General features: G+C 61.8%; 21 protein-coding genes. 13 read left to right on the forward strand and 8 right to left on the reverse strand.

Annotated features, from left to right (window positions below; all coding sequences use genetic code 11):
• Positions 1-85 precede the first annotated feature (85 nt).
• From ftsX to ftsY, 3 genes are read right to left on the reverse strand one after another with little or no spacing between them, the layout of a single operon-like run.
• Entirely contained in the window at positions 86-1,111 is a 1,026-nt protein-coding gene (ftsX, locus tag ACIOUG_RS09720; RefSeq protein WP_401064756.1) for a permease-like cell division protein FtsX, read from the reverse strand.
• The gene (ftsE, locus tag ACIOUG_RS09725; protein WP_003229148.1) at positions 1,108-1,779 is read right to left on the reverse strand and encodes a cell division ATP-binding protein FtsE; all 672 of its coding nucleotides are present in this window, start codon (positions 1,777-1,779) and stop codon (positions 1,108-1,110) included. Before ftsE ends, ftsX begins: the two co-directional genes overlap by 4 nt.
• A complete protein-coding gene (ftsY, locus tag ACIOUG_RS09730) occupies positions 1,776-3,314 on the reverse strand; it encodes a signal recognition particle-docking protein FtsY (RefSeq protein WP_401064758.1) in 1,539 nt (512 codons plus the stop codon). Before ftsY ends, ftsE begins: the two co-directional genes overlap by 4 nt.
• Here ftsY and ACIOUG_RS09735 point away from each other — a divergent pair.
• The 6 genes from ACIOUG_RS09735 (at position 3,313) to ACIOUG_RS09760 (ending at position 9,100) form a co-directional block, all read left to right on the forward strand.
• Entirely contained in the window at positions 3,313-3,507 is a 195-nt protein-coding gene (locus ACIOUG_RS09735) for a hypothetical protein (RefSeq protein WP_204894107.1), read from the forward strand. The genes ftsY and ACIOUG_RS09735 overlap by 2 nt on opposite strands.
• Before the next feature lie 152 nt (positions 3,508-3,659).
• Positions 3,660-5,015: a M16 family metallopeptidase gene (locus ACIOUG_RS09740; protein WP_401064760.1), complete on the forward strand. Its 1,356-nt coding sequence runs from the start codon at positions 3,660-3,662 to the stop codon at positions 5,013-5,015.
• A complete protein-coding gene (locus tag ACIOUG_RS09745; protein ID WP_401064762.1) occupies positions 5,008-6,495 on the forward strand; it encodes a M16 family metallopeptidase in 1,488 nt (495 codons plus the stop codon). The genes ACIOUG_RS09740 and ACIOUG_RS09745 overlap by 8 nt, the downstream gene beginning before the upstream one ends.
• The gene (rsmD, locus tag ACIOUG_RS09750; RefSeq protein ID WP_401064765.1) at positions 6,495-7,106 is read left to right on the forward strand and encodes a 16S rRNA (guanine(966)-N(2))-methyltransferase RsmD; all 612 of its coding nucleotides are present in this window, start codon (positions 6,495-6,497) and stop codon (positions 7,104-7,106) included. The genes ACIOUG_RS09745 and rsmD overlap by 1 nt, the downstream gene beginning before the upstream one ends.
• 162 nt (positions 7,107-7,268) lie before the next feature.
• On the forward strand, positions 7,269-8,264 hold the full coding sequence (locus ACIOUG_RS09755; protein ID WP_401064768.1) for a hydrolase: 996 nt from the start codon (positions 7,269-7,271) through the stop codon (positions 8,262-8,264).
• Positions 8,261-9,100: an AraC family ligand binding domain-containing protein gene (locus ACIOUG_RS09760; protein WP_401064819.1), complete on the forward strand. Its 840-nt coding sequence runs from the start codon at positions 8,261-8,263 to the stop codon at positions 9,098-9,100. Before ACIOUG_RS09755 ends, ACIOUG_RS09760 begins: the two co-directional genes overlap by 4 nt.
• A 111-nt stretch (positions 9,101-9,211) precedes the next feature.
• Here ACIOUG_RS09760 and ACIOUG_RS09765 read toward each other — a convergent pair whose 3' ends face one another.
• The gene (locus tag ACIOUG_RS09765) at positions 9,212-10,066 is read right to left on the reverse strand and encodes a sulfurtransferase (protein WP_401064771.1); all 855 of its coding nucleotides are present in this window, start codon (positions 10,064-10,066) and stop codon (positions 9,212-9,214) included.
• Between the two features lie 32 nt (positions 10,067-10,098).
• Positions 10,099-10,770 (reverse strand): TetR/AcrR family transcriptional regulator, encoded by a 672-nt coding sequence (locus ACIOUG_RS09770; RefSeq protein WP_027610562.1) that lies wholly within the window; start codon positions 10,768-10,770, stop codon positions 10,099-10,101.
• 145 nt (positions 10,771-10,915) lie between these two features.
• Here ACIOUG_RS09770 and ACIOUG_RS09775 point away from each other — a divergent pair, with 145 nt between their 5' ends.
• The 5 genes from ACIOUG_RS09775 to ACIOUG_RS09795 all read left to right on the forward strand — a co-directional run bounded on the left by ACIOUG_RS09775 (position 10,916) and on the right by ACIOUG_RS09795 (position 15,626).
• Positions 10,916-12,346 (forward strand): coniferyl aldehyde dehydrogenase, encoded by a 1,431-nt coding sequence (locus tag ACIOUG_RS09775; RefSeq protein WP_401064774.1) that lies wholly within the window; start codon positions 10,916-10,918, stop codon positions 12,344-12,346.
• Positions 12,347-12,374: 28 nt separating this feature from the next.
• Positions 12,375-12,920: a twin-arginine translocation pathway signal protein gene (locus tag ACIOUG_RS09780; protein ID WP_401064776.1), complete on the forward strand. Its 546-nt coding sequence runs from the start codon at positions 12,375-12,377 to the stop codon at positions 12,918-12,920.
• Between the two features lie 118 nt (positions 12,921-13,038).
• Entirely contained in the window at positions 13,039-14,634 is a 1,596-nt protein-coding gene (locus ACIOUG_RS09785) for a GMC family oxidoreductase N-terminal domain-containing protein (RefSeq protein WP_401064778.1), read from the forward strand.
• A gap of 115 nt (positions 14,635-14,749) precedes the next feature.
• The gene (gene coaD, locus ACIOUG_RS09790; RefSeq protein WP_003229157.1) at positions 14,750-15,229 is read left to right on the forward strand and encodes a pantetheine-phosphate adenylyltransferase; all 480 of its coding nucleotides are present in this window, start codon (positions 14,750-14,752) and stop codon (positions 15,227-15,229) included.
• A 145-nt stretch (positions 15,230-15,374) separates the two neighbouring features.
• A complete protein-coding gene (locus ACIOUG_RS09795; protein WP_003195146.1) occupies positions 15,375-15,626 on the forward strand; it encodes a YfhL family 4Fe-4S dicluster ferredoxin in 252 nt (83 codons plus the stop codon).
• 133 nt (positions 15,627-15,759) lie between these two features.
• Here ACIOUG_RS09795 and ACIOUG_RS09800 read toward each other — a convergent pair whose 3' ends face one another.
• The 3 genes from ACIOUG_RS09800 to ACIOUG_RS09810 form a co-directional block, all read right to left on the reverse strand.
• Positions 15,760-16,083 carry a hypothetical protein gene (locus ACIOUG_RS09800; RefSeq protein ID WP_007964160.1) on the reverse strand — a complete coding sequence of 108 codons (324 nt, stop codon included), beginning with the start codon at positions 16,081-16,083 and terminating at the stop codon, positions 15,760-15,762.
• A 69-nt stretch (positions 16,084-16,152) separates the two neighbouring features.
• On the reverse strand, positions 16,153-16,965 hold the full coding sequence (gene mutM, locus ACIOUG_RS09805) for a bifunctional DNA-formamidopyrimidine glycosylase/DNA-(apurinic or apyrimidinic site) lyase (RefSeq protein WP_003229159.1): 813 nt from the start codon (positions 16,963-16,965) through the stop codon (positions 16,153-16,155).
• A gap of 12 nt (positions 16,966-16,977) precedes the next feature.
• Complete coding sequence (locus ACIOUG_RS09810) at positions 16,978-17,790, reverse strand: HDOD domain-containing protein (RefSeq protein WP_401064821.1); 813 nt, start codon at positions 17,788-17,790, stop codon at positions 16,978-16,980.
• Between the two features lie 228 nt (positions 17,791-18,018).
• On the opposite strand from ACIOUG_RS09810, the gene ACIOUG_RS09815 reads away from it, so the two are divergent.
• Together ACIOUG_RS09815 and ACIOUG_RS09820 are read left to right on the forward strand one after the other, a co-directional pair.
• Positions 18,019-18,558 (forward strand): type 1 glutamine amidotransferase domain-containing protein, encoded by a 540-nt coding sequence (locus tag ACIOUG_RS09815; RefSeq protein WP_401064780.1) that lies wholly within the window; start codon positions 18,019-18,021, stop codon positions 18,556-18,558.
• 249 nt (positions 18,559-18,807) lie between these two features.
• Entirely contained in the window at positions 18,808-20,004 is a 1,197-nt protein-coding gene (locus ACIOUG_RS09820) for a class I SAM-dependent rRNA methyltransferase (protein WP_047596614.1), read from the forward strand.
• Positions 20,005-20,364: the final 360 nt, after the last annotated feature.

Raw genomic sequence — 20,364 nt, forward strand, 5'->3', positions numbered from 1 at the left:
CCTCTCGGCACTGCGAAAAATTGACCGGGAATTCAAGTACAAGTTCCCAAAAAAACCGCGAGGTCAATCACGCGCAAAAAAGATTCTACTTCGGCGCCAGCTCCCTGAGATGACGTGCGACTGCAATCCATGCACCGATATAACCCAACAGCACCGCGCCAAGCAAGAGCGACAGACCGTCGGCAACTGGCACTCCGGCCAGTGCAAAATCACTACCGTACAAGCCGGCCAGTCCAACCACCGCGTCGTTCAGCCAGTTCAGGCCGAACGCCAGCACACCCCAGGACAGAACACCCGCACCAAAGCCATACAACGCGCCCATATACAGAAAGGGACGCCGCACATAGCTGTCAGTGCCGCCGACGAGTTTAATCACTTCTATCTCGGTGCGGCGGTTTTCAATATGAAGACGAATGGTATTGCCTATCACCAAAAGTAATGCAGAAACCAGCAGCACCGTCAGACCGAAGACAAAACGATCACCGAGCTTGAGGATGGCGGCCAGACGCTCGACCCAGACTAGATCAAGTTGCGCCTGTTGTACCTTGGGCAGCTCGGAAAGTTTTTGTCTTAATGCTTCCAGAGTCGGCTTGTCGACCTCGTTCGGGGTTACCAGCACCACGCCCGGCAGCGGGTTCTCCGGCAGCTCGCGCAGGGCCTCGCCCAGGCCGGACTGCTGCTGAAACTCTTCCAGCGCCTGATCACGGCCGACATATTCGGCATCAGCGACGCCCGGCATACCTTTGATCTGCTCGCGCAACGCCTCGCCCTGCTCCGGACTCGCATCCAGCTGCAGGTACAGCGAAATCTGCGCCGCACGCTGCCACGAACCACCCAGTCGCTCGACGTTGTTGATCAGCAGCGACAGACCCATCGGCAGGCTCAGCGCCACGGCCATCACCATGCAGGTGAAGAAGCTGCCGATCGGCTGCTTGCCGAGGCGACGCAGGCTATCGAGCAGGCTGGCGCGGTGACTTTCGATCCACGAACGCAACAGCGTGGAAAAGTCCGGGCCATCGTCATCGTCGTGTTTTTTCTTCTTCGGCGGCTGCGGATCGGCGGCTTTCGGGGCCACGCGCTCGGAAACCTTCGGACTGCGTGTCGCACTCATACCCCGGCCTCCCCGTCGCCGATCAGTCGGCCGCGTTGCAGGGTCAGCATCCGGTGCCGCATGCGCGCAATCAGCGCCAGGTCGTGACTGGCGATCAGCACGCTGGTGCCCAGGCGGTTGATGTCTTCGAACACGCCCATGATCTCGGCCGCCAGACGCGGGTCGAGGTTACCGGTCGGTTCGTCCGCCAGCAGCAAGGCCGGGCGGTGGACGATGGCGCGGGCGATGCCGACGCGCTGTTGCTGACCGGTGGACAGGTCGCCCGGATACAGATCGGTTTTATCCGACAGCGCCACGCGCTCCAGCGCCGAATCGACGCGCTTGGCGATCTCTGCCTTGGACAGCCCGAGAATCTGCAACGGCAGCGCGACGTTGTTGAACACCGTGCGATCAAACAGCAACTGGTGATTCTGGAACACCACGCCGATCTGCCGTCGCAGGAACGGAATCTGCGCGTTGCTGATGGTGCTCAGGTCTTGCCCGGCCAGCAGCAATTTGCCGCTGGTCGGACGCTCCATCGCCAGCAACAGGCGCAACAGCGTGGATTTACCGGCACCGGAGTGACCGGTGACAAACAGAAACTCGCCACGACGGACTCGAAAGCTCAGCTCATGCAAGCCGACGTGACCGTTCGGGTAGCGTTTACCGACCTGTTCGAAACGAATCATGAACGCTCCCGCTCGGCAAACAGTGCCTGGACAAAGGGTTCGGCTTCAAAGGTACGCAGATCGTCGATGCCTTCACCGACGCCGATGTAGCGGATCGGCAGGCCAAACTGCTTGGCCAGGGCGAAAATCACCCCGCCCTTGGCGGTACCGTCGAGCTTGGTCAGCGCCAGGCCGGTCAGTTCGACGGTCTGGTTGAATTGCTTGGCCTGATTGATCGCGTTCTGCCCGGTACCGGCGTCGAGCACCAGCAGCACTTCGTGCGGCGCGTCGGCGTCGAGCTTGCCGATCACCCGGCGAACTTTCTTCAGTTCTTCCATCAGGTTGTCTTTGGTGTGCAGACGACCGGCGGTGTCGGCGATCAGCACGTCGATGCCACGGGCCTTGGCGGCCTGCACGGCGTCGAAGATCACCGACGCGGAGTCGGCACCGGTGTGCTGGGCGATCACCGGGATCTTGTTGCGCTCGCCCCAGACCTGCAGTTGCTCAACGGCGGCGGCGCGGAAAGTGTCACCGGCGGCGAGCATGACTTTCTTGCCTTCCAGCTGCAGCTTCTTCGCCAGTTTGCCGATGGTGGTGGTCTTGCCGGCGCCGTTGACGCCGACCACCAGAATCACGAACGGCTTGTGCTGCGAGGCGATTTTCAGCGGCTGCTCGACCGGTTTGAGCATCGCGGCCAGCTCGGCCTGCAACGACTTGTACAGCGCATCGGCGTCGGCCAATTCTTTGCGGGCGACCTTCTGGGTCAGGCGCTGGATGATCTGGGTGGTGGCTTCGACCCCCACGTCGGCGGTCAGCAGACGGGTTTCGAGGTCATCGAGCAGATCGTCGTCGATAGTTTTGCGACCGAGGAACAGGCTGGCCATGCCTTCGCCGATGCTGGCGCTGGTCTTGGACAAGCCTTGTTTCAGACGGGCAAAGAAACCGGCCTTGGTTTCTTCGGTGCGCGGGGCTTCGACCGGCGTTTCAGCCACCACTTCCACAGGCGTAACCGGAGCAACGGCAACCGGTGCAGGTGCAGGTGCAGGTGCAGGTGCAGGTGCAGGTGCAGGCTCGGGATGCTGAATGACCGGTGCAACAGGGGCAACGAACACCGGGGCCGCTGGCTCGGAAACAACCGGCGCAGGCTCGCGCACTGGCTCAACCACTGGCGCCGCAGCGACTTCAGGGACGAACGCAGCAGGTGCTGGAATCGCTGGGGTGATATGCGGCGCAGCCTCTTCAACCAATGCCACCGGCTCTTCCGCCACCGGCAAGGTCAGCCACGGCTCGGCCGCCGGAGTCAGTGGCAGCTCGGCCGCCACCGGGGTTTCAGGTTCTGGCTCCGGCTCAACCGGTTGCAGCACCGGCTCGGCAATCGGCAGCACGATCGGCGCCGGCTCTTCTTCTATTGCAGGCGCTGGCGTCGGAGCCGGCTCAGGAATCGCGGGCGGCTGTTCGACGACGGGTTCCTGCGGTTTCTTACGCAGCCATCCGAACAGGCTTTTCTTCTCGCCAGCCGCAGCTGGGGTCTTCTTGTCGTCGTTGGAACCAAACATGGAGGACGGCTATCTCACGGTAGCGACGCGCCATAAGGGCGCCCCGGCAAATAAATATTCGATGCAGAACAGACTGTGTTTCATCCAGCTTGTTCACGCGCAACATTTTGTCGAGGCGCCGCAGGCACCTCAAAGGTCGATTATTACGAAGGACTGGAACGGCATCGTCGGCGAAAACGCAGAGTTTAGCTGACAAACTCAAAGCTTCTGCCGGAAACCCATACAACCTATCGACCGATCAACGACCTGATAGGCGTGGCCGCCAGTAAAACGGATCAGTATCCTAGCACCCTCTCGCCCGCCGACGCTAAGACCAAGCGGGCAGCCCAACAGGTTAAAAAACGAATGAATGCTCTAGCCCGCCGCGCTGCAGGCCTGCTGCTCAGCACAGTCTGCCTGCCCCTTTCGGCCCTGGCGGCCGACCCGCAACCGACCCACGAATTCACCCTCGACAACGGCCTGAAGGTCGTCGTGCGCGAAGACCATCGCGCGCCAGTGGTGGTGTCGCAGGTCTGGTACAAGGTCGGTTCCAGCTACGAAACCCCGGGCCAGACCGGTCTGTCCCACGCGCTCGAGCACATGATGTTCAAGGGCAGCGAGAAAGTCGGCCCCGGCGAAGCCTCGTTGATCCTGCGCGACCTGGGCGCCGAAGAAAACGCCTTCACCAGTGACGATTTCACCGCTTATTACCAAGTGCTGGCCCGCGACCGTCTGGGTGTGGCCTTCGAACTGGAAGCCGACCGCATGGCCAATCTGCGCCTGCCGGCCGACGAGTTCGCCAAGGAAATCGAAGTCATCAAGGAAGAGCGTCGCCTGCGCACCGATGACAAGCCGATGTCCAAGGCTTACGAGCGTTACAAGGCGATGGCGTACCCCGCCAGCGGCTACCACACGCCGACCATCGGCTGGATGGCTGACCTGGACCGGATGAAAGTCGAGGAGCTGCGCCACTGGTATAAATCCTGGTATGTGCCGAACAACGCCACGCTGGTGGTGGTCGGCGACGTCACGCCTGATGAAGTGAAAACCCTCGCCCAGCGCTACTTCGGGCCGATTGCCAAACGCGATGTGCCACCCGCGAAGAAACCGCTGGAACTGGCCGAGCCGGGTGAGCGCCAGATCACCCTGCATGTGCAGACCCAATTGCCCAGCCTGATGCTCGGTTTCAACGTGCCAAGCATCGCCACCGCTGAAGACAAGCGCTCGGTCAACGCCCTGCGCCTGATCTCGGCGTTGCTTGACGGCGGCTACAGCGGGCGCATCCCGACGCAACTGGAGCGCGGCGAAGAGCTGGTCTCCGGCGGTTCGTCGAGCTACGACGCCTACACCCGTGGCGACAGCCTGTTCACTCTGTCGGCGACGCCGAACACCCAGAAGAAAAAGACCATGGCGCAAGCTGAAGCCGGCCTGTGGAAACTGCTGGAACAGCTGAAAACCACCGCACCTTCCGCCGAAGAACTGGCGCGCGTGCGGGCACAAGTGATCGCCGGTCTGGTGTTCGAACGTGATTCGATCACCAGCCAGGCCACCGCCATCGGCCAACTGGAAACGGTCGGGCTGTCGTGGAAACTGATGGACACCGAACTTGCTGATCTGGAAAGCGTGACCCCGCAAGACATCCAGAACGCCGCCAAGCTGTATTTCACCCGCGAACGTCTCAGCGTCGCCCATGTCCTGCCACTGGAGACGACTCATGAGTGAGCGTAGAACCCCACGCCTTTTGCTCGGCCTGATCGCCATCGCCGTGATCGGCTCGGCTGCGTTCTATCTGATGCCGGGCGTCAAAACCGACGCCAGCGAAGCGCTGGACAACGCCAAGACCAGCCAAAAGCTGCAATCGCTGGCCGAACTCGATGGCAAGGCCCCGGCCAGCCGCAAGCTCGACGTGCAGACCTGGAACACCGCCGAAGGCGCCAAGGTGCTGTTCGTCGAAGCCCATGAGTTGCCGATGTTCGACATGCGCCTGATTTTCGCCGCCGGCAGCAGCCAGGACGGCAATGCGCCGGGCCTGGCAGTGCTGACCAACGCCATGCTCAACGAAGGTGTGGCCGGCAAGGACGTCGGCGCCATCGCCCAGGGTTTCGAAAGCCTCGGTGCGGATTTCGGCAACGGTGCCTACAAGGACATGGCGCTGGCTTCGCTGCGCAGCCTGAGTGCCGCCGAGCAACGTGAACCGGCGCTGAAGCTGTTCTCCGAAGTGGTGGGCAAACCGACGTTCCCGGCCGACTCCTTCGCGCGCATCAAGAACCAGATGCTCGCCGGTTTCGAATACCAGAAACAGAACCCCGGCAAACTCGCCAGCCTTGAGCTGATGAAGCGTTTGTACGGCGACCACCCGTATGCGCATTCCAGCGACGGCAACGCGCAGAGCGTACCGAAGATCACTCTGGCGCAATTGCGTGAGTTCCACGCCAAGGCCTACGCGGCCGGCAACGTGGTGATCGCGCTGGTCGGTGACTTGTCTCGCGCCGAAGCCGAGGCGATTGCCAATCAGGTCTCCGGCGCCCTGCCCAAAGGCCCGGCACTGGCGAAGATCGCCCAGCCGCAGGAACCGAAGGCCAGCGTCAATCACATCGAGTTCCCGTCGAAGCAGACCAACCTGCTGCTCGCGCAACTGGGCATCGACCGTGACGATCCGGATTACGCGGCGCTGTCGATGGGCAACCAGATCCTCGGTGGCGGCGGTTTCGGCACCCGTCTGATGAGCGAAGTGCGCGAGAAGCGCGGCCTGACCTACGGCGTGTATTCCGGGTTCAGCCCGATGCAGGCTCGCGGCCCGTTCATGATCAACCTGCAGACCCGCGCGGAAATGAGCGAGGGCACCCTGAAACTGGTGCAGGACGTGCTCGCCGATTACCTGAAGACCGGCCCGACCCAAAAAGAACTCGACGACGCCAAACGCGAACTGGCCGGCAGCTTCCCGCTGTCCACCGCGAGCAACGCCGACATCGTCGGCCAACTGGGCGCCATGGGTTTCTATAATCTGCCGCTGAGCTATCTGGATGACTTCATGCGTCAGTCCCAGAGCCTGACGGTCGAGCAGGTCAAAGACGCGATGAACAAACACCTGAGCACGGACAAACTGGTCATCGTCAGCGCTGGCCCGACCGTGCCGCAAAAGCCGTTACCGGCCCCATCTGATAAACCTGCCGAGCAACCGCTCGGGGTTCCGGAGCATTAATGGCTACTCGTCCTAAAAAACCTGCGCAGAACGTCCACAACGGTGTGAACCAGCTGCGCATCATTGGCGGCGAATGGCGCAGCCGCAAACTGAGCTTCCCCGATGCGCCGGGCCTGCGCCCGACGCCGGACCGCGTGCGCGAAACCCTGTTCAACTGGCTCGCGCCGTATGTGGCCGGGGCCAAGGTGCTGGACCCGTTCGCCGGCAGCGGCGCGCTGTTTCTCGAGGCACTGTCGCGTGGCGCAGCCATGGGCCAGGCGCTGGATGCAAGCCACGTTGCGGTGTCGAGCCTGAAAGAACACCTCGGCACCCTGCGCTGCACCAACGGCCAGGTGCAGACCGCCGACGCGCTGCGTTATCTGGAAACCCAGGTCGCCACGCCGTTCGATCTGGTATTTCTCGATCCGCCGTTCAACCAGAACCTGTTGCCAGCCGTCTGCACTTTGCTGGAAGAACGCCAATGGCTGGCGCCGGATTCGTGGATCTACACTGAAAGCGAGACCGCGCCTTCGACGCTGGGCCTGCCGGGCAACTGGCGCCTGCACCGCGAGCAGAAATCCGGGCGGGTGTATTACGCGTTGTGGCAACGTATGGCAGACATCGCCGGTTAACTGAAATTTTGCGCTAAATCTGTGGCGAGGGAGCTTGCTCCCGCTGGGTCGCGAAGCGGCCCCTTTTTCAGCAGCGAGGCCTGCTGCGCAGTCCAGCGGGAGCAAGCTCCCTCGCCACAAAAGCGTGCGTACTCTGCCCACAAAGCTGCATCGAGAATCATCGTGCCCGCTTCTTCAGAACGCTTCACCCCCGCCTTCGGCCTCGGCAATCCGCACCTGCAAACCTTGTGGGGGCCGCTGTGGCGCAAAACCGTCCACCTTGATCGCGAGCGTGAACGCCTGTGGCTGGACGACGGGGATTTCCTCGACCTCGACTGGCATGGCCCGCACAGCGCCGAGGCGCCGTTGGTACTGGTGCTGCACGGGTTGACCGGCTCTTCCAATTCGCCCTACGTCGCCGGAATCCAGGCGGCCCTCGCCGCGCAAGGCTGGGCCAGTGTCGCGCTGAACTGGCGCGGCTGCTCCGGTGAACCCAACCTGTTACCGCGCAGCTATCACTCCGGCGCCAGCGAAGACCTCGCCGAAGCCATCAAACACTTGCGCGCCAAGAGGCCACTGGCGCCGCTGTATGCGGTCGGTTATTCCCTCGGCGGCAATGTGTTGCTCAAGCATCTGGGCGAGACCGGCAGCGACAGCGGCGTGCTCGGGGCAGTGGCGGTGTCGGTGCCGTTTCGTCTTGATCAGTGCGCCGACCGCATCGGCCAGGGTTTCTCCAAGGTCTATCAGGCGCACTTCATGCGCGAGATGGTCGCCTACATCAAGAACAAGCAACGCCAGTTCCAGCATGACGGCCGCAAGGATGGCCTGGCGGCTCTGGCGGCGCTCGGTTCGCTGGAGAACATGCGCACCTTCTGGGACTTCGATGGCCGGGTCACCGCGCCGCTGCACGGTTTCACTGATGCCGAGGATTATTATCGCCGGGCGTCGAGTCGCTACTTTCTCGGCAAGATCCGCACCCCGACCCTGATCATTCAGGCAGCGGACGATCCGTTCGTATTCCCCCACAGCCTGCCGACGGCCGAGGAGCTGTCCGCCAGCACCCGGTTCGAGCTGCAGGCCAAGGGTGGGCATGTCGGGTTTGTCGATGGCACGTTGCGCCAGCCCGGTTACTACCTGGAACGGCGCATCCCGCAATGGCTGGCCCGTGTGCCGTCATGAACGACCGGGGCGAGTCGATCCGTTTCTGGCAAACCGCGCCACTGGCCGGGGTCGAGTTGCTGTCGGCGCGCTACATTGAGCATCGCTTCGCCCCGCACGTGCACGACGGTTATGTGATCGGCATGATCATGGCCGGCGCCCAGCGTTATCGCTATCGCGGCGCCGAACACCTGGCAGGCAGCGGCACGCTGGTGCTGATCAACCCGGACGAATTGCACACCGGGCACAAGGGCACCGAGGACGGCTGGCTGTACCGGGCGTTTTACCCCGATACCGGCCAGATCGTGTCACTGCTCGAAGAACTGGAACTGCCCACCGCGCCGATGCCGGCATTTGGCGCGACGCTGTACCGCGACCCGGACCTGGTCAACGGTTTCTGTCAGTTGCATCGCTTGCTGGAAAGCCCGGCCACCGCGCTGCAACAGCAGACGATGTGGCGCGAAATGATGATGCTGCTGTTGCAGCGACATGCGGCGGTGCAGATCAACGGCAAACCGGGCAAGGAACACCGCGCAGTGGTGATGGCCAAGGAGCTGCTGCATGCGCAACTGGCTGCGCCGCCGTCGCTGGAAGAACTGGCGGCTGCGGTGAACCTGTCGCCCTTCCACTTCGCCCGGGTATTTCGCCGCGCCACCGGCATGCCGCCGCACACTTGGCTGATGCAGCAGCGCATCGCCACGGCGCGGGGTTTATTGCAGAGTGGTTGCCTGCCGGTGGAGGTCGCCATGCAACTGGGCTTTGCCGACCAGAGTCATCTGAGCCGACAGTTCAAGCAGGTTTATGGCGTGGGGCCAGCGGCGTATCGCAGTGCCCGACAATCTATCGGCGACGATTAACCCCTGTGGGAGCGGGCTTGCTCGCGAAAGCGGTGTTTCAGCACACATCATGGTTGACTGACACACCGCTTTCGCGAGCAAGCCCGCTCCCACAGGGGTGATTTGTGGTGGTTATTCGCCGGTGGCGATGCCCCGAGAAGGCTCGTTGATCCACTCGCTCCACGACCCGGCATACAGCGAACCCAGCGGATACCCCGCCAGACACAACGCAAACAGGTTGTGACACGCCGTCACCCCGGAGCCACAGTAAGCGACCAGTTCCGCAGGCGAACGCTCGCCGAGTTTCGCGGCAAAGCGCTGCTTGAGCTGTTCCGCCGGCAGGAAGCGCCCGTCGCTACCGAGGTTTTCGCTGAACGCCGCACATTGCGCGCCGGGAATGTGCCCGGCAATCGGGTCGATCGGTTCCACCTCACCCTTGAAGCGCGGCAGGGCCCGGGCGTCGATCAGGGTCAGGCTCGGCTCGCCGAGGCGCTTGTGCAATTGTTCGGCGCTCAGCAGCAGTTTCATGTCCGGCTGACCACTGAAGTTGCCCCGGGTGACCGACGGCGCATCCAGGCTCAACGGCAGACCCGCCGCGTGCCAGGCCTTGAGCCCGCCGTCGAGGATGAACACGCCGTCGCGCTTGCCCAGCCACGCCAGCAACCACCAGGCACGGGCCGCATAGGCACCGGGGCCGTCGTCGTACAAAACCACATCGCTGTCGGCATTGATACCCCACGCCTGCAGACGTTCGATCAGCGCCGCCGGCTCGGGCAGCGGGTGACGTCCGGTCACACCTTTGATCACCTTGCCGCTGAGGTCACGCTCAAGGTCGGCGAAGCGGGCGCCGGCGATGTGCCCTTCGGCATAGCTGCGCTGCCCGTAGTCCGGGTCTTCGAGGGCAAAACGACAATCGAGGATCACCAGCCCCGGCTGCTCCTTGCGGGCATCCAGTGCATTCGGGCTGAGCAGTTGCGCAATCGGCATAGCGGACTCCTGTGAGCGACTTCGAAATGGGTTTAGCGCCCTTCCTCGAGGGCCTGGGCCAGCGGCACGTAGAACTCGTCGAACAAGGCATTCACCTCTTCGCGGGCCTGATCGGTGACGAATCCGGCTTCCAGCACCAGCACCTGATACACGCCACGCTTGATGGCCTGTTCGCTGAGGTGATTGGAGTTTTCCCGGGTGGTGCACAGAAAGCGCACCCACGAGGTGAGGATGATCCAGGCGTTGATCGTCAGGGACTCGATCTGCACCCGATCCATCTTGAGGATGCCGGCGGCGACGAAGCCCTCGTAGATCGCCATGCCCTGGATCACGCAGCGCTGGGAAAAGCGCCGGTAGCGCGCAGCCAGGTCCGGATCGCTGTCGAGCAGGTGCTCGAGATCGCGATGCAGAAAGCGGTAGCCCCACATCGCCGACAGCAGTTCCTTGAGGTAATAGCGCTTGTCTTCAACAGTGGCGGCACGCCCCTGTGGCGGGCGCAGAAAGCTGTCCACAAGCGTCTCGTACTCACTGAACAGCACGGCGATGATCGCCTGCTTGTTGGGGAAGTGGTAGTACAGGTTGCCCGGAGAAATCTCCATGTGCGCGGCAATGTGATTGGTGCTGATGCTGCGTTCGCCCTGCTGATTGAACAGTTCGAGGCTGTTCTGCACGATGCGCTCGCTGGTTTTTATTCGTGGGGCCATGGCTTGAGCTTTAATTCAGAGTGCGGTGAGGGGCATCTTACGACCTAACCGGAATTGGATAAAACAATGCTGTGTCGGGAAGTCATTTGACTTTCTAGAGCATAGACTCTAGAACGTCATCACTACAATAAATCCGGAGCCGACGATGACTGCCGACATTGCTTATCTGCAAACGCTGCAACAGCCCCTGGAAGAGCTGGATCGGCTGTTCGCGGCACAGCGCGCCGCCTATGCCGCCAACCCGATGCCACCGGCAGACCAGCGCCAGCAGTGGCTCAAGGCGTTGCGCGAATTGCTCAGCCATGAGCGGCAGGCGCTGGTCGATGCCATCAGCGCGGACTTCAGTCATCGCAGCGCCGATGAAACCCTGCTTGCCGAACTGATGCCCAGCCTGCACGGCATTCATTACGCCAGCCGCCACCTCAAGGGCTGGATGAAGTCGTCGCGGCGCAAAGTCGGCATGGCCTTTCAGCCGGCGTCGGCGAAAGTCGTGTACCAGCCGCTCGGCGTGGTCGGCATCATCGTTCCGTGGAACTACCCGTTGTATCTGGCCATCGGCCCACTGGTCGGCGCACTCGCGGCGGGCAACCGGGTGATGCTCAAACTCAGCGAATCGACCCCGGCCACCGGCCAGTTGCTCAAGACCCTGCTGGGGCGAATTTTCCCCGAAGATCTGGTCTGCGTGGTGCTCGGCGAGGCCGATGTCGGCGTGGCGTTCTCCCGGCTGCGTTTTGATCACCTGCTGTTCACCGGCGCCACCAGCATCGGCAAACACGTGATGCGCGCCGCGGCGGAAAACCTGACCCCGGTGACCCTCGAACTGGGCGGCAAGTCCCCGGCCATCGTCTCTCGCGACGTGCCGCTCAAGGACGCCGCCGAACGCATCGCCTTCGGCAAGACCCTGAATGCCGGGCAGACCTGCGTCGCCCCCGATTACGTGCTGGTGCCGCAAGACCGCGTCGGCGCATTCGTCGAAGCCTATCGTCAGGTGGTGAACAATTTCTATCCAACCCTCGCCGACAACCCGGACTACACCGCGATCATCAACGAGCGCCAACTCGCCCGGCTCAATGGTTATGTCAGCGACGCCACGAGCAAGGGTGCGCTGCTGATCCCGCTGTTCGAACAGGGCCAGGGCCGGCGCATGCCGCACAGCCTGCTGCTCAACGTCACTGACGAGATGACTGTGATGCAGGACGAAATCTTCGGCCCGCTGCTGCCGATCGTGCCGTACCAGGATCTCGATCAGGCGTTTGCCTACATCAATCAGCGCCCGCGTCCTCTGGCGCTTTACTACTTTGGCTACGACAAGCGCGAGCAGAATCGCGTGTTGCACGAAACCCACTCCGGCGGCGTGTGCCTGAACGACACCCTGCTGCACGTGGCGCAGGACGACATGCCGTTCGGCGGCATCGGCCCGTCAGGCATGGGGCATTACCACGGCCACGAAGGTTTCCTGACCTTCAGCAAGGCCAAGGGCGTGCTGATCAAACAGCGCTTCAACGCCGCCAGGCTGATTTACCCGCCCTACGGCAAATCGATTCAGAAACTGATCCAGAAACTGTTCATCCGCTAATCATCGTCATCGCCGGGTAATAACAACAATGCACCCAAGCCTGACCGAAACACCTGCCCTGTCGCGCCGTGGCCTGCTGAAATTCAGCCTCGGTGCCACGGCGTTTCTCGCCACCGCCGGCCTCGGCGCCAGCCTCAGTGGTTGTTCATCGAGTGTCGCGGCCAATGGCTTCGTCACCTTGCGCGACGGCGACCTGCTGTTTCTGCGCGCACTGATTCCGGTGATGCTCGAAGGCGCCGTGGCCGCCGAGAAAATACCCGGTGCGGTGGATGGCACCCTGAAGTCGCTCGACTACAGCCTCGATCACCTGTCGCCGGAAATGCTCAAGCTCACCCGACAATTGTTCGATGTGCTCAGCATGGCGGTCACCCGTGGTCCGCTCACCGGGATTTGGGGCAGTTGGGAAAACGCCAGCCCCGAAGCGCTGCGACACTTCCTCGAGCGCTGGCAGAACAGCTCATTGAGCCTGTTGCGCATGGGCCACAGCTCATTGCAGCAGATGGTGATGATGGCCTGGTACACCCGCGCCGAGTCGTGGGCGCATTGCGGCTATCCCGGCCCGCCTACCGTTTGAAACCGAGTCGCGCCCTTCGCGAGCAGGCTCGCTCCCACAGGGATTGCGGTGCAAATGTGGGAGCGAGCCTGCTCGCGAAGGCGCCCGCAAGAACAACAAAAACAAGAGAATCTGATCCATGCCCGTACCCGATCCGTTCCGCGAAGGCCTCGCCCGTGGCTGGAAGACCTACAACGGCGCACAACTGACCGGCGACCTGACGCTGGAAGCCGACGTGGCCATCATCGGCAGCGGCGCCGGCGGCGGCACCACGGCAGAAATCCTCAGCGCCGCCGGCTACAAAGTGCTGCTGATCGAAGAAGGCCCGCTCAAGACCAGTTCCGACTTCAAGATGCTCGAAGACCAGGCCTACAGCAGCCTCTATCAGGAAGGTATCGGCCGCATGAGCAAGGACGGCGCGATCACCATCCTCCAGGGCCGTGCGGTCGGCGGCACCACGCTGATCAATTGGACCTCGAGTTTCCGCACGCCCGAGCCGACCCTCGAGCACTGGGCCAAGGAGCACAACGTCAAAGGCCACAGCCCGGCCGAGATGGCGCCGTGGTTCGAAAAGATGGAACAGCGCCTCGGCGTCGTCCCGTGGATGGTCCCGCCCAACGCCAACAACGACGTGATCCGCAAAGGCTGCGAACAACTCGGCTACAGCTGGCACGTGATCCCGCGCAATGTGCGCGGCTGCTGGAACCTCGGCTATTGCGGCATGGGCTGCCCGACCAACGCCAAGCAGTCGATGATGGTCACCACCATCCCGGCGACGCTGGAAAAGGGCGGCGAACTGCTGTACCTGGCCCGTGCGGAAAAGCTGTTGATCAGCGGCGACAAAATCACCGGCCTGCAATGCGTGGCGATGGACGAGCGCTGCGTCGCGCCGACCGGCCACACCATCACGGTCAAGGCCCGGCATTACGTGTTGGCCGGTGGCGGCATCAACAGCCCGGCACTGCTGCTGCGCTCGGATGCACCGGACCCGCATCAGCGCCTCGGCAAACGCACTTTCCTGCATCTGGTGAACATGTCCGCCGGGCGTTTCGACGAGGTGATCAACCCGTTCTACGGCGCGCCGCAGTCGATCTACTCGGATCATTTCCAGTGGAAGGACGGCACCAGCGGGCCGATGGGCTACAAACTCGAAGTGCCGCCGCTGCAACCAGCGCTGGCGGCGACCTTGCTCGGCGGTTTCGGTACGCAGAACGCCGAACACATGGCCGACCTGCCGCACACCCACGCGATGCTCGCGTTGCTGCGTGACGGTTTCCACCCGGACAGCCCCGGCGGCAGCGTCGAATTGCGCGGCGACGGTTCGCCAGTGCTTGACTATCAAGTCTCGCCTTACGCCTGGGAAGGCCTGCGCCGCGCCTTTCACAGCATGGCCGAGATCCAGTTTGCCGGCGGCGCGAAAGCGGTGATGCCGATGCACGCGGATGCGCGCTACGTGAAAACCCTGGCCGAAGTCCGCACGCTGATCGACAGTTTGAGCCTTGAGCTGTACCGCATGCGCCTGGGCAGTGCCCACGTGATGGGCGGTTGTGCGATGGGTGAAGACCCGAAAAACGCAGTCACCGACAGCCTTGGCCGGCATCATCAACTGAGCAACCTGTCGATTCACGACGGCTCGCTGTTCCCCACCAGCATTGGCGCCAACCCGCAATTATCGGTGTATGGGCTGACGGCACAATTGGCGACATCCCTCGCCGATCGGCTGAGAAATCCGTGAAAACTGCGAATTATCGCGTCGTCTATAGTGCTTTCTTACCCAACAGGCGACTTGGCCGACCGGGACGGCTGCGATACCATCCGACTCCCCAACGGACTCCCGCCAGGACGACGCGATGAACCGAGTGTTGTACCCAGGTACCTTCGACCCTATTACCAAGGGCCATGGCGATCTGGTCGAACGCGCCTCGCGCCTGTTCGATCACGTGATCATTGCGGTCGCCGCCAGCCCGAAGAAAAACCCGCTGTTCCCGCTGGAACAACGGGTTGAGCTGGCTCGCGAGGTCACCAAACACCTGCCGAACGTCGAAGTGGTCGGCTTCTCGACGCTGCTGGCGCATTTCGCCAAGGAGCAGAACGCCAATGTGTTCCTGCGTGGCCTGCGTGCGGTGTCGGACTTCGAATACGAATTCCAGCTGGCCAACATGAACCGCCAGTTGGCCCCGGACGTCGAGAGCCTGTTTCTCACCCCGTCCGAGCGTTATTCGTTCATTTCCTCGACGCTGGTGCGGGAAATTGCCGCGCTGGGCGGCGATATCAGCAAGTTCGTGCACCCGGCCGTGGCCGATGCCCTGACCCTACGCTTCAAAAAGTAGGAGCTGCCGCAGGCTGCGATCTTTGTTTTTTGATCGCAGCTGTCAGTGCCCTTGATCGCACCCGCGTGCACTGCGCTCGCCAATGCGGCACAATTGCGCGCATTGATTTATAGCGCCCGGGCCTGCCGCCCCGGCTGGAGTTAGCATGTCCCTGATCATCACCGACGATTGCATCAACTGCGACGTCTGCGAACCCGAGTGCCCGAACGCCGCCATTTCCCAAGGCGAAGAGATCTATGTGATCGACCCGAACCTGTGCACCCAGTGCGTCGGCCACTACGACGAACCACAGTGCCAGCAGGTCTGCCCGGTGGATTGCATTCCCCTGGACGAGGCGCATCCGGAGACTGAAGAACAGTTGATGGAGAAGTACCGCAAGATTACCGGCAAGGCCTGATCTGGCAATTTTGTAGCGCTCTTTCGGGCCTCTTCGCGAGCAAGCCCGCTCCCACAGTTGGAATGCATTTCAATGGTGGGAGCGGGCTTGCTCGCGAAAGGGCCGTCAGCAACACCGCACAATCCTGATCAGCTCACTCGCGCTGCTCAAACCCCTCCCCTGTACACCCCAAACAGCGCACAAACGCCGCTTTCGCCGGATCCACCACCAGCGCCTGTCCCGCATCGCCCACCCCGCCTCCCAGCGCGGTAAACGGCAGCGATACCACAAACACCCCCGCACCCAGCACCGTTGCCACCACCAATAAAGGTCGGGCAATCAGCAAATCGCCGATCATGGCGTAGGCGGGAGGGTTCTGGATGGCGTAGCGCGGATCACCGCTGCCGTTTTCCGCGGCCTGGACAGCCAGGCTGGAACACAGCAGCAGTGCGGCAAACAGGACTTGCAAGGACTTCATGGCACGATCCTTCGGGCTGAACAGTGAGACAACTCACTATAGACCGTAGGACTTTTTCAGATTTTTGCCTCAGGTCTGGCAGCGCGGACAGAACACACTGGCCCGTTGACCGAGCTTCACTTCGCGCAGGCCGGTGCCGCAGACTTTGCAGTGCTCACCGCCACGGCCATAAACGAAGAGTTCCTGCTGGAAGTATCCCGGTTGCCCGTCACCGCCGATGAAATCACGCAAGGTGGTGCCGCCGCGCTCGATGGCTGCAGCGAGGATGCGTTTGATCTCGATCGCCAGCTTCAGATATCGCGCCCGGGAGATGCTTTTGGCTTCGCGACGCGGATCAATTCCGGCAGCGAACAGCGCTTCGGTCGCGTAAATGTTGCCGACACCCACCACCACCGCGTTGTCCATGATGAACGGCTTGACCGCCATCGAACGCCCGCGCGACAACTGGAACAGGCGCTCGCCATCGAACAGATCGGTCAACGGCTCCGGCCCGAGGCGAATCAGCAACTCGTGATTGAGCGGGTCGGTACTCCACAGCATCGCGCCGAAACGTCGCGGATCGGTGTAGCGCAACGCCAGACCGGATTCCAGCTCGATATCGACGTGCTCGTGCTTGAGCGCCGGCAAGCCGACTTCCACCAGCCGCAAGTTACCCGACATGCCCAGATGGCTGATCAAAGTGCCGACTTCGGCATTGATCAACAAATACTTGGCCCGCCGCTCGACCAGCACGATGCGCTGCCCGGACAGGCGCACATCGAGGTCTTCGGGGATCGGCCAGCGCAACCGGCGATCACGCACGATCACCCGGCTGACGCGCTGGCCTTCCAGGTGCGGAGCAATGCCCCGGCGGGTGGTTTCGACTTCCGGCAATTCAGGCATGGCGTTCTCGAATCAATGCGCGCCGAGGTCGCGGATCGTCTGTTTGAGGGTTTCGAAATCGTAGTCCGACAGGCCCACGTAATCGAGAATCAGCGCACCGATGCTGTTCCATTCGTGGTCTTCGGTCTGATTGCCCAGTACCCGGTAAGACGCACAGATGTGTTCGGCCATCTTCAGGATCGCCAGCAGATTCTTCATCTGGCTGTTGCGCGAGGACTCGTCGCTGAAGATCGCCAGTGCATTGTGGTGATTGGCGATCGCCGTGCTGACGTGCTCCGGCAGGCGCCACGACTTGGCAGTGTAGTAACCGACCACGGCGTGGTTGGTGTTGAACTCGCTGTTTTCGGTGTCCACCACCCGGCACTCGGCGCTGGCATTGGCATAGGCCTTTTCCAGCACAGACATGTAATTGGGGAAACGCTGCAGCATCAAGGGCACGCCGCAGTCGTGGAACAGGCCCAAGGCATAGGCCTCGTCGCCGGCCTGAGTGCCGATGCGTTTGGCCAGGGTCAGGCAGGTCATCGCCACGTCCTGGGCGGTGTCCCAGAAACGGTTGAGGGTAACGATGGTGTCGTCGTTCATCTCGCCCTTGATCGACTGCGCGTTGATCAGGTTGATGATCGAACGGCTGCCCAACAGGTTCACCGCACGCTGGATCGAAGTGATCTTGTTGCTCAGGCCGTAATACGGCGAGTTGACGATTTTCAGCAGAGAACCGGACAGGCCGGGATCCTGAGCGATCAGCTTGGCGATCACCTCCAGGTCCGGGTCGGGCATGTACTGCTCCATTTGCAGATCCACCATGATCTGCGGCTGCGCCGGCACACTGATGCCTTGCAGGGATTGTTGAATCTGTTCGGTGGTCAGCTCTTGGGACATAAGTACACACTCTGGGACAGGCGGCGATTCTAACCTCTAAAAACCGCACGACGACACACCAGTGGGCAATTGTCAGGAACTTTCATTCCCGCTCAGGCTTCGGACTTTGTAAGGCCGACCGGACATTCAAGCACCGGCTCGGCGGTAATTTCCCGCAGACTCAGGAGCTTAACCATGGCTACTTCCCTCACCGGCAAGCGCGTTGCCATTTTGGTAACAGACGGTTTCGAACAGGTCGAATTGACCGGTCCCAAGCAGGCCCTGGAGCAGGCCGGCGCGCAGGTCGACATCCTTTCGGCCGAGGCCGGCAAGGTCAAAGGCTGGAACCACGACAAACCGGCGGATGACTTCGAGGTCGACCAGACGTTTCAGGGCGCCAGCAGCGAGCAGTACGACGCGATAGTCCTGCCGGGTGGCGTGCAGAACTCCGACACCATCCGCATCGACCAGGATGCCCAGCATCTGGTCAAGACCGGCGCCTCCGCCGGCAAACCGATCGCGGTGATCTGTCACGGTAGCTGGCTGCTGATTTCCGCCGGACTGGTCAACGGCAAGACCCTGACCAGCTACAAAACCCTCAAGGATGACCTGGTGAATGCCGGGGCCAACTGGGTCGACAAGGAAGTGGTCAAGGACGGCCACCTGATCAGCAGCCGCCAGCCGGATGATATTCCGGCGTTCAACAAGGAGCTGATCGACGCACTCTCTGCCTGATCTGTGGGTTTGTGAGTTTATGTGGTGAGGGGATTTATCCCCGATGGACAGCGCAGCTGTCCCAAATCGACTTACGCGGTCAGTCAGAAAACTGCGTTGGGGTTTGCGGCTGCTACGCAGCCGATCGGGGATGAATCCCCTCGCCACAGGTAATGTCTTCCACCGGCAATGACTTGCCACATGTCCACTCACCAGCCAATCAGGCCGAGCAACACGGTATACTCCCGCTCTTTTTTCCGGAGCGACGTCATGTCCCTGCCTAGCCTGCGCCTCAAAGCCAACGCCGACCGTCGCCTGCGCAACGGCCACTTGTGGGTCTACAGCAACGAAATCGATGTGGCCGCCACGCCACTGCATGGCTTCAAGGCCGGCGATCAGGCGATCCTAGAAGCCGCCGGCGGCAAGCCACTGGGCATCGTCGCGATGAGCCCGAACAACCTGATCTGCGCGCGCCTGCTGTCGCGCGACATCAAGCTGGCGCTGGACAAGTCGCTGCTGGTGCACCGCCTGAACGTGGCCCTGTCGCTGCGCGAGCGCCTGTTCGACAAGCCGTTCTACCGCCTGGTCTACGGCGATTCCGACCTGCTGCCGGGTCTGGTGGTCGACCGTTTCGGCGACATCCTCGTGGTGCAGATTGCCTCGGCAACCATGGAAGCGCACAAGGATGACGTGATCGCTGCGCTGACCCAAGTGCTCAAGCCAAGCGGCATCCTGTTCAAGAACGACTCCGCCGCGCGTGACGCCGAAGGCCTCAACCGCTACGTCGAAACCGTGTTCGGTCTGGTGCCGGAGTGGGTCGCACTGGAAGAGAACGGCGTGAAGTTCGAAGCGCCGGTCATCGGCGGCCAGAAAACCGGCTGGTTCTACGACCACCGCATGAACCGCGCCCGTCTGGCCCCCTACGCCAAAGGCAAACGCGTCCTCGACCTCTATAGCTACATCGGTGGCTGGGGTGTGCAGGCTGCCGCGTTTGGCGCCAGCGAAGTGTTCTGCGTCGACGCATCGGGCTTCGCCCTCGACGGCGTGGAGCGTAACGCTGCACTGAACGGCTTCGCCGACAAGATGACCTGCATCGAAGGCGACGTCTTCGAAGCGCTGAAGGAACTCAAGGCCAGCGAAGAACGCTTCGACGTGATCGTTGCCGACCCGCCAGCGTTCATCAAGCGCAAGAAAGACATGAAGAACGGCGAAGGCGCCTACCGTCGCCTGAACGAGCAAGCCATGCGCCTGCTGACCAAGGACGGCATTCTGGTCAGCGCTTCGTGCTCGATGCACCTGCCGGAAGATGATCTGCAGAACATCCTGCTGACCAGCGCCCGTCACCTGGACCGCAACATCCAGATGCTCGAGCGCGGCGGTCAGGGCCCGGATCACCCGGTACACCCGGCCATCGCCGAGACCCGCTACATCAAGAGCATCACCTGCCGCCTGCTGCCTAACAGCTGATCGGCCCATGAAACGGGGAGCCTGCGGGCTTCCCGTCTACTTTTTGGCGATGCAATGTCGTCAAATGTCTTTGCTTTTTCCTACAACCAACTTCCTACATGCTTGCAGGACATTTCTGCGCATAACAACAATTAACCACTAAAACTTACAACCGCAGCTTTGCAGCTTTCCCGCTCCGACAAAATTTATAGAAATTTCCTACTTAAGTATCGCTTGCCAATAATTCATTACAACCTATTATTAAGTTGTCACCACGACGGTGACATTCACTCTCAATGAACAAGGAGTTCATACTTATGAAAGCAATTACTCTGGAAACCAACAAAATCGCAAACCTGGCCTTTCTGGTTGCGCCTAAAG

This window comes from Pseudomonas sp. NPDC087803 (genome assembly GCF_044742995.1).
In the GTDB taxonomy this organism is placed as follows: domain Bacteria; phylum Pseudomonadota; class Gammaproteobacteria; order Pseudomonadales; family Pseudomonadaceae; genus Aquipseudomonas.

Coding starts and splice junctions, on each gene's coding strand:
- ftsX (WP_401064756.1), bottom strand. CDS start 1,111: ATGAGTGCGACACGCAGTCCGAAGGTTTCCGAGCGCGTGGCCCCGAAA.
- ftsE (WP_003229148.1), bottom strand. CDS start 1,779: ATGATTCGTTTCGAACAGGTCGGTAAACGCTACCCGAACGGTCACGTC.
- ACIOUG_RS09735 (WP_204894107.1), top strand. CDS start 3,313: ATGGAGGACGGCTATCTCACGGTAGCGACGCGCCATAAGGGCGCCCCG.
- ftsY (WP_401064758.1), bottom strand. CDS start 3,314: ATGTTTGGTTCCAACGACGACAAGAAGACCCCAGCTGCGGCTGGCGAG.
- ACIOUG_RS09740 (WP_401064760.1), top strand. CDS start 3,660: ATGAATGCTCTAGCCCGCCGCGCTGCAGGCCTGCTGCTCAGCACAGTC.
- ACIOUG_RS09745 (WP_401064762.1), top strand. CDS start 5,008: ATGAGTGAGCGTAGAACCCCACGCCTTTTGCTCGGCCTGATCGCCATC.
- rsmD (WP_401064765.1), top strand. CDS start 6,495: ATGGCTACTCGTCCTAAAAAACCTGCGCAGAACGTCCACAACGGTGTG.
- ACIOUG_RS09760 (WP_401064819.1), top strand. CDS start 8,261: ATGAACGACCGGGGCGAGTCGATCCGTTTCTGGCAAACCGCGCCACTG.
- ACIOUG_RS09765 (WP_401064771.1), bottom strand. CDS start 10,066: ATGCCGATTGCGCAACTGCTCAGCCCGAATGCACTGGATGCCCGCAAG.
- ACIOUG_RS09770 (WP_027610562.1), bottom strand. CDS start 10,770: ATGGCCCCACGAATAAAAACCAGCGAGCGCATCGTGCAGAACAGCCTC.
- ACIOUG_RS09775 (WP_401064774.1), top strand. CDS start 10,916: ATGACTGCCGACATTGCTTATCTGCAAACGCTGCAACAGCCCCTGGAA.
- ACIOUG_RS09780 (WP_401064776.1), top strand. CDS start 12,375: ATGCACCCAAGCCTGACCGAAACACCTGCCCTGTCGCGCCGTGGCCTG.
- ACIOUG_RS09785 (WP_401064778.1), top strand. CDS start 13,039: ATGCCCGTACCCGATCCGTTCCGCGAAGGCCTCGCCCGTGGCTGGAAG.
- coaD (WP_003229157.1), top strand. CDS start 14,750: ATGAACCGAGTGTTGTACCCAGGTACCTTCGACCCTATTACCAAGGGC.
- ACIOUG_RS09795 (WP_003195146.1), top strand. CDS start 15,375: ATGTCCCTGATCATCACCGACGATTGCATCAACTGCGACGTCTGCGAA.
- ACIOUG_RS09800 (WP_007964160.1), bottom strand. CDS start 16,083: ATGAAGTCCTTGCAAGTCCTGTTTGCCGCACTGCTGCTGTGTTCCAGC.
- mutM (WP_003229159.1), bottom strand. CDS start 16,965: ATGCCTGAATTGCCGGAAGTCGAAACCACCCGCCGGGGCATTGCTCCG.
- ACIOUG_RS09815 (WP_401064780.1), top strand. CDS start 18,019: ATGGCTACTTCCCTCACCGGCAAGCGCGTTGCCATTTTGGTAACAGAC.
- ACIOUG_RS09820 (WP_047596614.1), top strand. CDS start 18,808: ATGTCCCTGCCTAGCCTGCGCCTCAAAGCCAACGCCGACCGTCGCCTG.